12 protein-coding genes and 2 tRNA genes are annotated in these 14,881 nt (G+C 46.3%); 13 read left to right on the top strand and 1 reads right to left on the bottom strand.

All coding sequences use genetic code 11. From position 1 onward, the window contains the following. Positions 1–156: 156 nt before the first annotated feature. Together secD and secF are read left to right on the top strand one after the other, a co-directional pair. On the top strand, positions 157–1,971 hold the full coding sequence (gene secD, locus KO537_RS13215) for a protein translocase subunit SecD (protein WP_173243264.1): 1,815 nt from the start codon (positions 157–159) through the stop codon (positions 1,969–1,971). Positions 1,972–1,973: 2 nt separating this feature from the next. Continuing rightward, the gene (secF, locus tag KO537_RS13220; RefSeq protein WP_028761458.1) at positions 1,974–2,876 is read left to right on the top strand and encodes a protein translocase subunit SecF; all 903 of its coding nucleotides are present in this window, start codon (positions 1,974–1,976) and stop codon (positions 2,874–2,876) included. Between the two features lie 89 nt (positions 2,877–2,965). Here secF and yhbY read toward each other — a convergent pair whose 3' ends face one another. Further along, positions 2,966–3,265, bottom strand: a complete 300-nt coding sequence (gene yhbY / locus KO537_RS13225; RefSeq protein WP_006082725.1) for a ribosome assembly RNA-binding protein YhbY — start codon at positions 3,263–3,265, stop codon at positions 2,966–2,968. Positions 3,266–3,355: 90 nt separating this feature from the next. Here yhbY and rlmE point away from each other — a divergent pair, with 90 nt between their 5' ends. The 11 genes from rlmE (at position 3,356) to infB (ending at position 14,844) form a co-directional block, all read left to right on the top strand. Continuing rightward, complete coding sequence (rlmE, locus tag KO537_RS13230) at positions 3,356–3,985, top strand: 23S rRNA (uridine(2552)-2'-O)-methyltransferase RlmE (RefSeq protein WP_006082724.1); 630 nt, start codon at positions 3,356–3,358, stop codon at positions 3,983–3,985. A 29-nt stretch (positions 3,986–4,014) separates the two neighbouring features. Then, entirely contained in the window at positions 4,015–5,985 is a 1,971-nt protein-coding gene (ftsH, locus tag KO537_RS13235) for an ATP-dependent zinc metalloprotease FtsH (protein ID WP_173913187.1), read from the top strand. 210 nt (positions 5,986–6,195) lie between these two features. Continuing rightward, the gene (folP, locus tag KO537_RS13240; protein WP_028761455.1) at positions 6,196–7,029 is read left to right on the top strand and encodes a dihydropteroate synthase; all 834 of its coding nucleotides are present in this window, start codon (positions 6,196–6,198) and stop codon (positions 7,027–7,029) included. An 80-nt stretch (positions 7,030–7,109) separates the two neighbouring features. Continuing rightward, positions 7,110–8,447 carry a phosphoglucosamine mutase gene (glmM, locus tag KO537_RS13245; protein WP_028761454.1) on the top strand — a complete coding sequence of 446 codons (1,338 nt, stop codon included), beginning with the start codon at positions 7,110–7,112 and terminating at the stop codon, positions 8,445–8,447. Between the two features lie 194 nt (positions 8,448–8,641). Continuing rightward, positions 8,642–9,424: a triose-phosphate isomerase gene (gene tpiA, locus KO537_RS13250; RefSeq protein ID WP_006082720.1), complete on the top strand. Its 783-nt coding sequence runs from the start codon at positions 8,642–8,644 to the stop codon at positions 9,422–9,424. Between the two features lies 1 nt (position 9,425). Next, positions 9,426–9,761, top strand: coding sequence for a preprotein translocase subunit SecG (secG, locus tag KO537_RS13255; protein WP_028761453.1), 336 nt, complete (start codon positions 9,426–9,428; stop codon positions 9,759–9,761). An 11-nt stretch (positions 9,762–9,772) separates the two neighbouring features. Then, a tRNA-Leu gene (locus KO537_RS13260) sits at positions 9,773–9,859 on the top strand. A gap of 82 nt (positions 9,860–9,941) precedes the next feature. Next, positions 9,942–10,018 (top strand) — tRNA-Met (locus tag KO537_RS13265). Positions 10,019–10,191: 173 nt separating this feature from the next. Further along, a complete protein-coding gene (rimP, locus tag KO537_RS13270; RefSeq protein ID WP_006082718.1) occupies positions 10,192–10,647 on the top strand; it encodes a ribosome maturation factor RimP in 456 nt (151 codons plus the stop codon). Positions 10,648–10,676: 29 nt separating this feature from the next. Further along, entirely contained in the window at positions 10,677–12,176 is a 1,500-nt protein-coding gene (gene nusA / locus KO537_RS13275) for a transcription termination factor NusA (RefSeq protein WP_028761452.1), read from the top strand. Positions 12,177–12,201: 25 nt separating this feature from the next. Beyond that, entirely contained in the window at positions 12,202–14,844 is a 2,643-nt protein-coding gene (gene infB, locus KO537_RS13280; protein ID WP_105251699.1) for a translation initiation factor IF-2, read from the top strand. Positions 14,845–14,881: the final 37 nt, after the last annotated feature.

Genomic DNA, 14,881 nt, shown 5'->3' on the forward strand with positions numbered 1-14,881 from the left:
CTCACCGAAACTTTTTATAGCTGCTTAAGTAAGCAGTGATGATTTGAGCCTTACGAGCTTAGCCGCTGGTACTCAATTACGGGTTTCGGACTGATATCAATATGTTCGCTTAGCGATTTGATTTAAATGCTGAGCGTTAAATAGCGAGTTAATCCCATGGAAAGAAAACCCAATCAACGGCTGCTAAATCACTATTCAGCTTGGAAATACTTAGTGCTTATCGTCACTATTATCGTGATGCTATTTAGTGCTTTGCCGACATTTTACGGTGAGGATGCGGCTGTGCAGGTGGGCGCGAAGGCGGGGTTAACGCTCACACCTATTGCCCTTCGAGATAAGCTACAAGCTGAAGGCGTGACGGTAAAACGTATCGACCAAAAAAATGGTGAAACCATAATTGTCCTCGATGCAGATAACCAACAAACCTTAGTCAAAACTTTAGTCTCTTCTATGGTCGCAGAGCCAAAAGAGTTGACTTTATCCCTTGCCAGTGCGGCGCCAAGTTGGTTACAAAACTTAGGCTTTCAGCCGATTAAACTCGGGCTCGACTTGCGCGGTGGCGTACAGTTCTTACTCGATGTTGATATTGATCCTGTTTATCAAACTCAGGCCGAGACGCTTGTTGATTCGCTACGTCAATTCATCCGTGAGCAGAAAATTCGTGGTGCTAGCGTGCATTTGGACCAAAGTCATCAGTTAAACATGACGTTGCCGGATAATGACGCCCGTGCAGCTGTGCGTCAAATGATGAAAGAGTCCTATCCTCATTGGCAGCTATCCAATGCAGATGGCGCGGGTTTACTGATTAAGTTGAGCCAAGAAGAGCAAACGAAACTGCGTAATTTGACAGTGCAGCAAAACTTACAAGTGATGCGCAGCCGTATTGAAGAACTCGGTATCACTGAAGCTTTAGTGCAGCGTCAAGGGGAGCATCGAATTCGGATTGAATTGCCTGGAGTACAAGATCCTGCAGCCGCTAAAAACGTTATCGGTGCTACGGCGAGTCTGGCCTTTTTCGAGGTTAAAGAGTCTGGCTCCGTTAATGCTATGGTGCTCAATGACAAGTCTGGTAAGCCTATTTATGTGAGCCGCACACCAGTGCTGGGTGGCGATCATATTGTCGATGCGAGGGCGAGTTTAGGCGAGATGGGCATGGCGGAGGTGAACATTAACCTTGACCGTGTGGGCGGGCAGAAAATGTCTGAGTTTTCCCGTACCAATATCGGCAAACCTATGGCGACGTCTTACAGCGAATACAGCCGTGATGAGCAAGGTAAGGCAAAGCAAACACAAGAGATTATCAGTGTTGCGACGATTCAATCCCAACTTGGAGATCGTTTTCGCATTACGGGTGCAGGCTCCTATCAAGAAGCACAACAATTAGCTTTGTTACTGCGAGCTGGCTCTATGACGGCGCCAGTGACTATTGTTGAAGAGCGCACTATTGGCCCGACGCTGGGTGCTGAAAACATTGAAAACGGTTTTGCTGCCCTTGGTTTAGGGATGGGGATTACCTTGCTGTTTATGGCGCTTTGGTATCGCCGTCTCGGTTGGGTGGCGAATATAGCGCTGATCTCCAATATGGTGATCCTGTTTGGTTTACTGGCGCTTATCCCTGGCGCTGTGTTGACCTTACCTGGGATTGCGGGTTTGGTGTTAACAGTCGGTATGGCTGTCGATACCAACGTACTGATTTTCGAGCGAATAAAAGATAAGTTAAAGGAAGGTCGCAGTTTTGCGCTGGCAATTGATACGGGGTTTGATAGCGCGTTTTCTACCATTTTCGACGCCAACTTCACTACTATGATTACTGCTGTGGTGCTTTACTCCATAGGTAATGGTCCAATCCAAGGTTTTGCCTTGACCTTAGGCCTAGGTCTATTGACCAGCATGTTTACCGGTATCTTTGCTTCAAGGGCCTTGATCAACTTAGTTTATGGACGTGATGCTAGCCGTCATGTAAAGGTATAACTATGAAAAATATCAATCTAACTAAATGGCGTTATGTTTCGAGTGCTATCTCAATTTTGTTAATGCTAGTGTCATTAACCATCATCGGCGTGAAAGGTTTTAACTGGGGCTTAGATTTTACTGGCGGTGTCGTCACCGAAGTGCAGATCGATAGAAAAATTACCAGCAGTGAATTGCAACCTTTACTCAACGCCGCTTATCAGCAAGAAGTGAGTGTAGTCTCCGCCAGTGAGCCGGGACGTTGGGTGTTGCGCTATTCCGATATAAAGAGTGCCGATACAGAGCAAGGTAATATCGATATTCAGCAGGTATTAGCGCCGCTTAACTCTGAAGTGCAAGTGCTTAACAGCAGTGTTGTCGGGCCGCAGATTGGTCAAGAATTGGCAGAGCAGGGCGGTTTGGCGCTGTTAGTCGCTATGCTGGCGATATTAGGTTATTTAAGTTACCGCTTCGAATGGCGACTCGCATCGGGTGCACTATTCGCGTTAGTGCATGACGTAGTGTTCGTGCTGGCATTTTTCGCGTTGACTCAGATGGAGTTTAATTTAACGATACTTGCGGCTGTGCTGGCGATTTTAGGTTATTCCTTAAACGATTCGATCATTATCGCTGACCGTATTCGTGAATTATTGATTGCTAAGCCAAAGCTTGCTATTCAAGACATTAACAACCAAGCAATTGTGGCGACGTTTTCTCGCACTATGGTGACCTCAGGAACAACCTTAATGACGGTCGGTGCGCTGTGGATCATGGGCGGTGGGCCGCTGGAAGGATTTTCGATTGCAATGTTTATCGGTATATTAACCGGCACATTCTCTTCTATTTCAGTTGGTACCTCATTGCCTGAGTTATTAGGCTTAACGCCAGAGCATTATAAGGAACAAGTGATTTCTGAAACACCTTAGGGCTATGCTAATCGCTTAAATTAACAGCGAAAACAAAAAGGCCACTCGATTGAATGGCCTTTTTGTTAACACGATAAAATCAAGAAAAATTACTTTGCCTTTGGCAAAGCAATTTTCATTTCTGGTGATTGACGATAAATCACCAGAATATGACCAATAAGTTGCACTTTTGCGGATTGAGTTTCACGTACTATGGCATCAACGATGGCATTTTTTAGCTCTCTGTCGGCAGAGGCTACTTTCACTTTAATCAGTTCATGATAAGCGAGTGCGCTTTCAATTTCAGCGAGTACGCCTTCAGTCAATCCATTGGCACCAAGCAGCACCACTGGCTTTAGCGGATGCGCTAGACCTTTTAAATGCTGTTTTTGTTTGGTTGTTAAGTTCATTTCTACCAACTTTTGCTGAGTTACTGTTGAAAAACGGCTATTCTACCCTTATATAGCCTTTGTGTAACTCTCAATTGTTGCGGATTTTAAATGTCAGGTATAAAACGTACGGCCAGTTCTAATCGCTGGATGCTAGAACACTTTGATGATCACTATGTCAAACTCGCCCAAAAAATGGGCTTGCGATCTCGCGCTGCGTTTAAGCTTGAGGAGATCCAGCAAAAGGATCAACTGATCCGCCCAGGCATGACTGTGGTTGATCTCGGTGCCGCTCCGGGAGGTTGGTCTCAAGTGGCAGTTAAATTAGCGGGAGATAGAGGTAAAGTCATCGCCTGTGACATTTTGCCTATGGATCCCATCGTCGGCGTCGATTTTTTGCAAGGGGATTTTCGTGAAGATAAAGTCCTTCAAGCATTACTTACTCGCGTCGGTGATGCTAAAGTTGACGTTGTGTTGTCTGATATGGCACCCAACATGAGTGGTTCAGATAGTGTTGATCAGCCCCGTGCCATGTATTTAGTGGAATTGGCGTTAGATATGTGCCATCAAGTATTGGCTCCTAATGGCTGTTTTGCGGTAAAAGTCTTTCAGGGGGAGGGCTTTGACGAATACATGAAAGCGGTAAAAGCAGTGTTTAAAGTCGTTAAAACACGTAAACCAGACTCTTCACGGGCTCGTTCCCGCGAAGTCTATCTTGTGGCGACTGGGTACAAGTTGTAGTAACCTAGCGTTAATAATCGCAAGACTTAATGAGGTCTAGTAATTTGAGTGACATGGCAAAAAATCTAATACTCTGGGTTGTCATCGCCGTTGTGCTGATGTCAGTGTTTCAGGGTTACTCCCCCTCTTCTTCGTCATCGCAGAAGATGGATTATTCTACCTTCTTAGATAATGTCCGTGATGGACAGGTCGCAACTGTTGAAGTTAAGAGCGACCAACGTACTATTGAAGGTGCTAAACGAACTGGTGAAAAATTCACTACTATCATGCCGTTATATGACCAAGATTTAATTAATGATCTTGATCGTAAAGGCATCACTATGAAGGGCCAAGAAGCCGAAGAGTCAGGGTTCCTTACCCAAATCTTCATCTCTTGGTTCCCAATGTTATTGCTTATCGGGGTATGGATTTTCTTCATGCGCCAGATGCAAGGCGGCGGTGGCAAAGGCGCTATGTCCTTTGGTAAGAGCAAAGCCAAGCTGATGAGCGAAGATCAGATTAAAACTACTTTTGCCGATGTTGCTGGTTGTGACGAAGCAAAAGAAGAAGTGAAAGAGCTGGTTGATTACCTGCGTGACCCAACTAAATTCCAAAAATTGGGCGGCCGAATTCCAACGGGCGTACTGATGGTGGGTCCTCCAGGTACAGGTAAAACCTTGCTGGCGAAAGCCATTGCGGGTGAATCTAAAGTCCCTTTCTTCACTATTTCAGGTTCTGATTTCGTGGAAATGTTTGTTGGTGTCGGTGCATCCCGTGTGCGTGACATGTTTGAACAAGCGAAAAAATCTGCACCTTGTATTATCTTCATCGATGAAATCGATGCGGTCGGTCGTCAACGTGGCGCGGGTTTAGGTGGTGGTCATGATGAACGTGAGCAAACACTGAACCAAATGCTGGTTGAGATGGATGGCTTCGAAGGTAATGAAGGCGTTATTGTTATCGCGGCAACTAACCGTCCAGACGTACTCGATTCTGCGTTATTACGTCCGGGTCGTTTTGACCGTCAAGTGGTCGTTGGTTTACCAGACGTTCGTGGTCGTGAGCAGATTTTGAAAGTGCATATGCGTAAAGTGCCGCTTTCTGAAGATGTGAAAGCAAGCGTGATTGCCCGTGGTACGCCAGGTTTCTCGGGTGCTGATTTAGCTAACTTAGTGAACGAAGCTGCCCTGTTTGCGGCTCGTGGAAATCGCCGAGTTGTAGGCATGGAAGAATTTGAGCGTGCAAAAGATAAAATCATGATGGGTGCTGAGCGCCGTTCTATGGTGATGTCTGAAGCCGAAAAAGAAATGACTGCTTACCATGAAGCGGGCCATGCGATTGTGGGTTGTTTAGTGCCAGAGCACGATCCTGTGCACAAGGTGACTATCATTCCTCGCGGCCGTGCCTTAGGTGTGACTTTCTTCTTACCTGAAGCTGACTCAGTGAGCCAGAGCCGTCGTAAGCTAGAAAGCCAAATTTCGGTCGCCTACGGTGGTCGTTTAGCAGAAGAGCTTATCTACGGTACTGAGAAAGTGTCGACTGGCGCATCACAGGACATCAAATACGCGACATCTATTGCGCGTAACATGGTGACTCAGTGGGGCTTCTCGGACAAGTTAGGTCCATTGCTGTATGCAGAAGAAGATGGTGAAGTCTTCTTAGGTCGCAGCATGGGTAAAGCCAAAGCGATGTCCGATGAAACTGCAACCATTATCGATGCTGAAGTAAAAGTCTTTATCGACAAAAACTACGCTAGAGCGAGACAGATATTGACGGATAACCTCGATATTCTGCACTCAATGAAAGAAGCTTTAATGAAGTATGAAACCATTGATTCACTTCAAATTGACGATTTAATGAAACGTCGTGAAGTGCGTCAGCCTGCTGATTGGCAAGTGGATGACAGTGGTTCTAACGATAAAGGCAATGGTCATGGTGAACCAGCAGCGAAAGCTGAAGACAGTGTGACTGCACCTGCTGAGCCAGAACTGAAAGATCCTGATGAATCTCCAGCTAAGTAATGTGTTGTGAAACCAAAGAAAACCCCGTAAAGGGGTTTTCTTGTTTTACCTTGTAGCAATTTGACTGCGCTGTCATTGATACTCTCTGCCACCATTGATATTTATCTTCTGACATTGGTCTTTTCGGATAGAAAATGAAGGCTTGAAATTAATGACGCAAGTTTTGCCAGTGAGTAAAATCGTAAGTGTTCGTATTACAGGAGTAAATGCGTGTTTGAACTGATTGCTGGCACTAAACGCCTCGCGTTATCTTCGCCCATTGTGATGGGTATACTTAATGTCACTCCCGATTCTTTTTCCGACGGTGGTCAATATTCTTCCTATGAGCTTGCCTGTCAGCATGCCGATGACATGGTGGCTCAAGGCGCGGGAATGATAGACATTGGCGGTGAGTCGACAAGACCTGGCGCCGCCGAGGTGAGCTTAGCCGATGAACTTGCGCGGGTGATCCCGTTGGTGAAATATGTTGCGGCGCACCATGATGTGTGGATTTCGGTCGATACCAGTAAACCTGAAGTCATGCGTCAAGCTGTTGCTGCGGGCGCACATTTGATTAACGATGTGCGCGCCCTGATGGAACCAGGTGCGCTTGAAGCTGCTGCAGAGTTGCAAGTCCCCATATGCTTAATGCATATGCAAGGTGAACCCAAAAGCATGCAATTTGCACCGACTTACCATAATGTTATTGAAGAAGTTTCTGCCTTTTTAACTGAGCGGATTGAAGCTTGCTTGCGAGCAGGGATCCCCCGTGAATTATTAATACTCGATCCGGGATTTGGTTTTGGTAAAAGCTTAGAGCATAACTATGAATTACTGGCGAAGCTCGACTGTTTTGCCCAGTTTGATTTACCGATATTGATAGGATTGTCTCGTAAGAGCATGATAGGAAACCTCTTAGCAAAACCGACCTCAGAACGTCTTGCTGGGAGCCTTGCTGGCGCTATGATAGCGGCCCAAAAGGGCGCTCATATCATTCGTGTGCATGATGTTACTGAAACTGTGGATATGCTCAAGGTGTTACAAGCGACACAAGCGTATTTTTAAGCATCGTTATGCTCTCGTTAAGCATTTAATTAATATTATGATCCCAAATCATTGGGACACATTTGAGTTTGTGGAGCGATATGAAAGAACGTAAATTTTTTGGAACTGACGGTATTCGGGGAAAAGTCGGTTCAGGTCAAATGACGCCTGAGCTCGCGCTTAAGTTAGGTTGGGCGGCGGGGCGCGTGTTATCCCGCAGTGGTACCAAAAAGGTGATTATAGGGAAAGATACCCGTATTTCGGGCTATATGTTTGAGTCAGCATTAGAAGCTGGCCTTTCTGCTGCAGGCCTTAATGTGATGTTAATGGGACCTATGCCAACGCCAGCAGTAGCCTATTTGACGCGCACGTTTCGCGCCGAAGCTGGGGTGGTGATCAGCGCGTCACACAATCCGTATTACGATAATGGTATTAAGTTTTTTTCCACCGACGGCAGTAAGTTAGACGATAACCTAGAGCTAGAAATTGAAGCCGAGCTTGAAAAGCCCCTCGTTTGTGTTGAATCGCATCTATTGGGGAAGGTATCGCGTATTGAAGATGCCCGTGGCCGTTATATTGAGTATTGCAAAGGTAATTTTCCTGCAGAACACACGTTAACTGGGCTAAAAATTGTGGTTGATTGTGCCCATGGCGCAACTTATCACATAGCGCCAGCTGTGTTTCGTGAGTTAGGCGCCGAGGTGATTGCCATTGGTGATAAACCCAACGGGATGAACATCAATGATAAAGTGGGCGCGACGTCCATGGGCAAAATTTGTGAAACCGTTCTAGCCGAAAGTGCCGATTTAGGCATCGCACTCGACGGTGACGGTGACCGTATTATGATGGTCAACAGCAAAGGCGAAGTGATCGACGGCGATCAAATTTTATATATTCTGGCCTGTGATGCGAAATCCCGTGGCGTATTACGTGGTGGTGTAGTTGGTACGTTAATGTCAAACCTTGGGCTTGATCTCGCCTTGCAAGCATTAGACATCCCCTTTGCGCGTTCGAAAGTGGGCGACCGTTATGTGATGGAACTACTTAAAGAACTCGATTGGCGCATTGGCGGTGAAAATTCAGGGCATATCCTCAATCTTGATCACGGCACAACTGGTGATGGCATCGTTGCGGGGATTTTAGTGTTAGCGGCTATGCGTCGTCAGAATGCCACGCTAGAAGAACTGACTTCTGCGATGGAAATGTTGCCGCAGGTGTTAGTCAATGTGCGCTTTGAAGGCGAGCACGACCCTCTTAAGTCAGATAAAGTTAAAGCGGCGCAGGCACAGGTTGAATCTCAACTGGGCGTGCGTGGCCGAGTATTATTACGTAAGTCAGGTACTGAACCTTTGATCCGTGTCATGGTTGAAGGTGACGATCATAGTGCAGTATTGGCGCACGCAAATTTGATTGCGGATGCGGTAAAATCGGCAAGCTAATATTTGCTAATTTTGTAATGAGTGCGGCTGATACCAATTTAAAATTAAGGTGTTAGCTGCACAAATGAACAGAAAACAGCTTTGGCGTGTAAAAAATAAGCATTCCAACCTGATATCTGAAAAAATTCGAATTTAGCTATTGTAACTTAATAAGTGGTTCGCTATTATTCACGCCGCTTTCAGAGGAGACAGTGATGGCACTCAGACGTCCTATGGTAGCTGGTAATTGGAAGATGAACGGCAGTGCGGCATTAGCCCAAGAGTTGTTCAAAAAATTTGCCTCTAAGCTCCAAAATGATTCAGCTGAAGTGGTTTTATGCCCGCCTTCTATCTATCTAGAGAGCGTTAGGCAACTGCTAGAAGCAAACAAGGAAGCGTTAGACGGTTCACTTGTTAGGATGGGCGCACAAAACCTAAGTCAACATGACTTTGGCGCTTATACCGGAGAAGTTTCAGGTCAGATGCTCAAAGATTCAGGATGTCGATATGTAATTATCGGGCATTCAGAACGTCGCCGTATGTACGGAGAGACGAGTAATATCGTAGCGGAGAAATTCGCCGCTGCACAAAAGCATGGCTTAACTCCAATTTTATGTGTGGGTGAGTCAGGTCCAGCACGTGAAGCAAGACGCACCTTTGAGGTGATTGCTGAAGAGTTGGATATAGTGATCCAGAAAAATGGCACTATGGCTTTTGATAACGCTATTATCGCCTACGAGCCGCTTTGGGCTGTAGGAACAGGTAAAAGTGCTACACCAGAGCAGGCACAAGAAGTTCATGCGTTTATTCGCAAACGCCTCTCTGAAGTGTCTCCGTTTATCGGAGAAAATATCAGGATTCTCTACGGTGGTAGTGTGACACCGAGTAATGCTGCAGATTTATTTGCCCAACCTGATGTTGATGGTGGACTGATTGGCGGTGCTAGCTTAAACTCTAGCGAGTTTTTAAGTCTGTGTACCATAGCGATGAGCGCATAATATGTATGAAGTTCTAGTAGTTATTTACTTGTTGGTTGCATTAGGTCTAATCGGCTTAGTATTAATTCAGCAAGGTAAGGGAGCTGACATGGGGGCCTCTTTTGGCGCCGGTGCATCAGGTACTCTTTTTGGTTCAAGCGGTTCAGGTAACTTCCTGACACGCAGTACGGCGATTCTTGCCATTGCGTTTTTCACTTTAAGTCTGCTTATTGGTAACTTAAGTGCAAATCACGCAAAAAATGAAGATTCATGGAAAGATTTAGGTTCAGACACTGAACAGGTTACCCAACCTGTTGAGCAAGGAACCCAAAAGTCAGAAACGAAAATTCCTGACTAGTAAAAGGTGTCGCCGAGGTGGCGAAATTGGTAGACGCGCAGCCTTGAGGTGGCTGTGACCTAACGGTCGTGCGGGTTCAAGTCCCGCTCTCGGCACCAAATATAACTAAGATAGACGAGATAAGTTCTCTCTTAGTTATTGCAAGAAATGACGATAGTCAATATACTTGCACACAGTTGACGCGGGGTGGAGCAGCATGGTAGCTCGTCGGGCTCATAACCCGAAGGTCGTCGGTTCAAATCCGGCCCCCGCAACCAGCTCCTAGTAACGAATAGTGTTTGAATTCGTTATGGTTTACAGGTTCTTGAAATTAATGACCTCGTGATTACGGGGTTTTTTGTTATCTGGGACTTTTAAATTTGTCGCATGCTTCGTATGTGGCGTTGTACTAGGGCTATTAAGCCCTTTTTTGTTTTTTCGGGGGTCAATCTTGGCAACGTTAGAATTCAGACTGGCAGAAATGCTCAAAGTACCTGTGGAAGCATTAGGCTTTCAGCTGTGGGGCATTGAATATGTTCAAGCGGGTAAGCATTCCACACTGCGAGTGTTCATTGATGGTGAGAATGGTATCAATATTGAAGATTGTGCCAATGCAAGTCGCCAAGTCAGTGCTGTACTCGATGTTGAAGATCCTATTTCTACAGAATATACCCTAGAGGTTTCTTCGCCAGGCGTAGATAGACCCTTATTTACTGCTGAGCAGTACGCGGGCTATGTAGGCGAGGATGTAAAGCTTCAATTGACTATGCCGGTTGACGGCAGTCGTAATTTAAAAGGCGCCATCACTGCGGTCGACGGGCAAATGCTCTCGCTGAAAGTGAATGGTAAAGAGTTAGTTGTCGCATTGGATAATATCCGCAAAGGCAACTTAATCGCTAAGTTTTGATGGTTTCAAGGTGAACGAGGCAAGACGAGATGAATAAAGAGATTCTGCTAGTCGCTGAGGCGGTTTCAAATGAAAAGGCCGTTCCACGCGAGAAAATTTTTGAAGCGCTAGAGATTGCTCTGGCCACAGCAACCAAGAAAAAGTACGAAGGTGATATTGACGTTCGTGTTGCTATCGACCGTAAAACCGGTGGTTATGATACTTTCCGTCGTTGGATGGTGGTTGATGATCACGGTGAAGCGTTAGAAAACCCTTATCGTGAAATCACGTTAGAAGCGGCACGTTACGAAAATCCGGACATCCAGCCTGGCGAGTTTATCGAAGACGATATCGAGTCAGTGGTGTTTGACCGTATTACCACTCAAACCGCTAAGCAAGTGATCGTACAGAAAGTACGTGAAGCTGAACGTGCGCAAGTGGTTGAGCAGTTCCAAGATCAAGAAGGTGAGTTAATCACTGGTGTGGTCAAAAAAGCGACTCGCGAGAGCGTAGTGGTTGACTTAGGTAATAACGCTGACGGCGTATTGTTCCGTGAAGACTTAATTTCACGCGAATCTTTCCGCCCTGGTGACCGTGTGCGTGCATTATTGTACTCAGTACGTCCAGAAGCTCGTGGTGCACAGTTATTCTTAAGCCGTACTAAGCCTGAAATGCTGATCGAGCTTTTCCGTGTTGAAGTGCCTGAAATCGCTGACGAACTGATTGAAATCATGGGCGCTGCTCGTGATCCAGGCGCTCGCGCTAAGATCGCCGTTAAGTCGAATGATCGCCGTATCGATCCTATCGGTGCGTGTGTGGGTATGCGTGGTGCGCGTGTACAAGCCGTTTCGAATGAACTGGGTGGCGAGCGTGTTGATATCGTGTTGTGGGATGATAATCCAGCACAATACGTGATCAATGCCATGGCGCCAGCCGATGTTGCCTCTATCATAGTCGACGAAGATAACCATTCTATGGATATCGCTGTTGAAGCCGATAGTTTGGCACAAGCCATTGGACGTAATGGCCAGAACGTACGTTTAGCAACACAACTGACTGGTTGGGTTCTGAACGTTATGACAGTGGAAGATATGAATAAGAAACATCAGGCAGAAAGTGCCAAGGTGGTTGATTTATTTGTTAACTCACTGGATGTCGATGAAGATTTTGCACAAGTACTGGCAGATGAGGGCTTTACGTCGCTCGAAGAAGTTGCCTATGTGCCTGTGTCTGAACTATTGGCGATTGACGGTTTTGACGAAGATCTCGTCGAAGCTTTACGTGAACGTGCAAAAGCGGCGATCTCAACTCGAGCTCTCGCTACTGAAGAAGCACTGGATGGTGTGGAGCCAAGTGAAGAGTTGCTAGCACTTGAAGGTGTTGAAAGACACTTAGCCTATGTTTTCGCTAGCAAAGGTATTGTGACTCTAGAAGACTTGGCTGAACAAGGCATTGATGATTTGATCGAAATTGAAGAATTGACAGAAGAAAAAGCAGGTGAGCTCATCATGGCAGCCCGCAATATCTGTTGGTTTGGCGAAGAAGCATAAGTCGATCAACAGGGGGATTTAACTGATGGCAGATACTACCGTAGAGAAATTGGCCACGGAAGTGGGTAAAAGTGTTGAACGTCTGATTGAGCAATTCTCTCAGGCTGGAATTAAGAAAGGCCAAGCTGATAAAGTGACTGAAGCTGAAAAGCAGCAGTTACTGGATTATCTGAAAAAGCAGCACGGTGGCGAAAATGCGCCAACGAAAATGACGCTGCAGCGTAAAACCGTATCGACCCTAAGTGTGGCTGGTAATGGTGGTCAATCTAAAGATGTTAAAGTTGAAGTTCGTAAAACACGAACTTTCGTTAAGCGTGATGCTAATGAGGCTACTCTGAAGGCTGAAGAAGAAGCGAAAGCCGAAGCAGAAGCTTTGGCAAAAGCAAAGGCCGAAGCAGAAGCTGCTGCGGCAGCAAAAGTGAAAGCTGAAGCAGATGCTAAGGCAAAAGTGGAAGCAGAAGCTAAGGCTAAAGCTAAAGCAGCAGCCGAAGTGAAAGTGGTTAAAGATATGTCACCAGAAGCAGAAGCGGCTCGTCTAGAAGCTGAACGTTTGAAAGCGGCGCAAGAAGCGGCAACCAAACGTAAGCAAGACGAAGAAGCAGCTAAAGCGGCAGAAACTGCTCGCTTACTCGCTGAAGAACATTCTAAGCGCTGGGCCGAAGAAGAGCGCCAACGTTTAGAAGCCGAGAAAAACGGTGATCATCACATCACGACATCTAAAGTAGCTCGTGCTGCTGAAGATACTTCTGATCTGGATGAAGAAAAACGCGGACGTCGTGCTCGTAACAAGAGCAACGCGAAAAAACGTGGCGGCAAAGATGCCCGTGACGGCCGTGAAAAGCACATGCGTAACCGCAGTACTGCACCTGAGTCTATGGCGCATGGCTTCAATAAGCCTGTGGCAGCAGTGAGCCGTGATGTGCGTATCGGTGAAACTGTGACTGTTTCTGAACTTGCGCATTTAATGGCAGTGAAAGCGACTGAAATCATCAAACAGATGATGAAAATGGGTTCTATGGTCACGATCAACCAAGTGTTAGATCAAGAGACTGCCCAGCTAGTTGCTGAAGAAATGGGTCACAAAGTTGTGCTTATCCGTGAAAACGAACTTGAGCACCAAGTGCTACAAGACCGTGATGATGAAGATGGCATCAAGCTAGAATCTCGTGCACCAGTTGTGACTATCATGGGTCACGTTGACCACGGTAAGACTTCGTTACTCGACTACATTCGCCGCGCTAAAGTGGCTGCTGGCGAAGCCGGTGGTATTACTCAGCATATCGGTGCATACCATGTTGAAACTGAAAATGGCATGATCACTTTCCTTGATACTCCTGGTCACGCCGCGTTTACCGCAATGCGTGCCCGTGGTGCCAAGGCAACGGATATTGTTGTGCTAGTTGTTGCTGCCGATGACGGTGTAATGCCGCAAACAATCGAAGCTATTCAACATGCTAAAGCTGGTAACGTGCCATTAATCGTGGCTGTGAACAAGATGGATAAACCGGAAGCGGATATCGATCGCGTTAAGAGCGAATTGTCGCAACACGGTGTTATGTCTGAAGATTGGGGTGGAGACAACATGTTTGCCTTCGTTTCAGCTAAGACAGGTGAAGGCGTTGACGAACTGTTAGAAGGTATCTTACTGCAAGCTGAAGTTCTCGAACTGAAAGCGGTACGTGATGGTATGGCTGCCGGTGTGGTCATTGAATCACAATTGGACAAAGGTCGCGGTCCTGTGGCTACGATTCTGGTTCAAGAAGGTACGCTGCGCCAAGGTGATATCGTTCTGTGTGGTCTTGAGTACGGTAAAATTCGTGCAATGAAAGACGAAAACGGTCGTTCAATCACTGAAGCGGGTCCATCTATTCCTGTTGAAATTCTAGGTCTGTCAGGCGTTCCGTCTGCAGGTGATGAAGCAACAGTCGTACGTGACGAACGTAAAGCTCGCGAAGTTGCCCTGTATCGTCAAGGTAAGTTCCGTGATGTGAAACTGGCACGTCAGCAAAAATCTAAGCTAGAAAACATGTTTGCGAACATGACAGACGGCGAAGTGAAAGAACTGAACATCGTTCTTAAAGCAGACGTACAAGGTTCACTCGAAGCGATTACTGATTCGTTAACAGGTTTGTCTACCGACGAAGTGAAAGTGAACATCATCGCTCGCGGTGTGGGTGCACTGACTGAAACGGATGCAACCTTAGCGGCTGCCTCTAACGCTATCATGGTTGGCTTTAACGTACGTGCCGATGCACAAGCCCGTAAGACTATCGAAAGTGAAAGTGTTGATTTACGTTACTACAGCGTTATCTATAATTTGATTGATGAAGTGCGTGCAGCAATGACAGGTATGCTGTCTCCTGTGTTCAAACAACAAATTATCGGTCTGGCTGAAGTTCGTGATGTGTTCAAGTCACCTAAGCTGGGTGCAATTGCTGGCTGTATGGTGACCGAAGGTACCATCAAGCGTAGCGCACCAATTCGCGTACTACGTGATAACGTTGTTATCTACGAAGGTGAACTCGAATCTCTACGTCGCTTCAAAGACGACGTTGCTGAAGTTCGCAATGGTATGGAATGTGGTATTGGCGTTAAGAACTACAACGATGTTCGCGTAGGCGACCAAATCGAAGTATTCGAAACCGTCGAGATTGCTCGTACTCTGTAACGATAATAAGGGCGGCTTTAGCCGCCCTTATCAATTT

Origin of the sequence: Shewanella sp. NKUCC01_JLK, assembly GCF_019345615.1 — a bacterium.
GTDB classification, from domain to species: Bacteria; Pseudomonadota; Gammaproteobacteria; order Enterobacterales; family Shewanellaceae; genus Shewanella; species Shewanella oncorhynchi.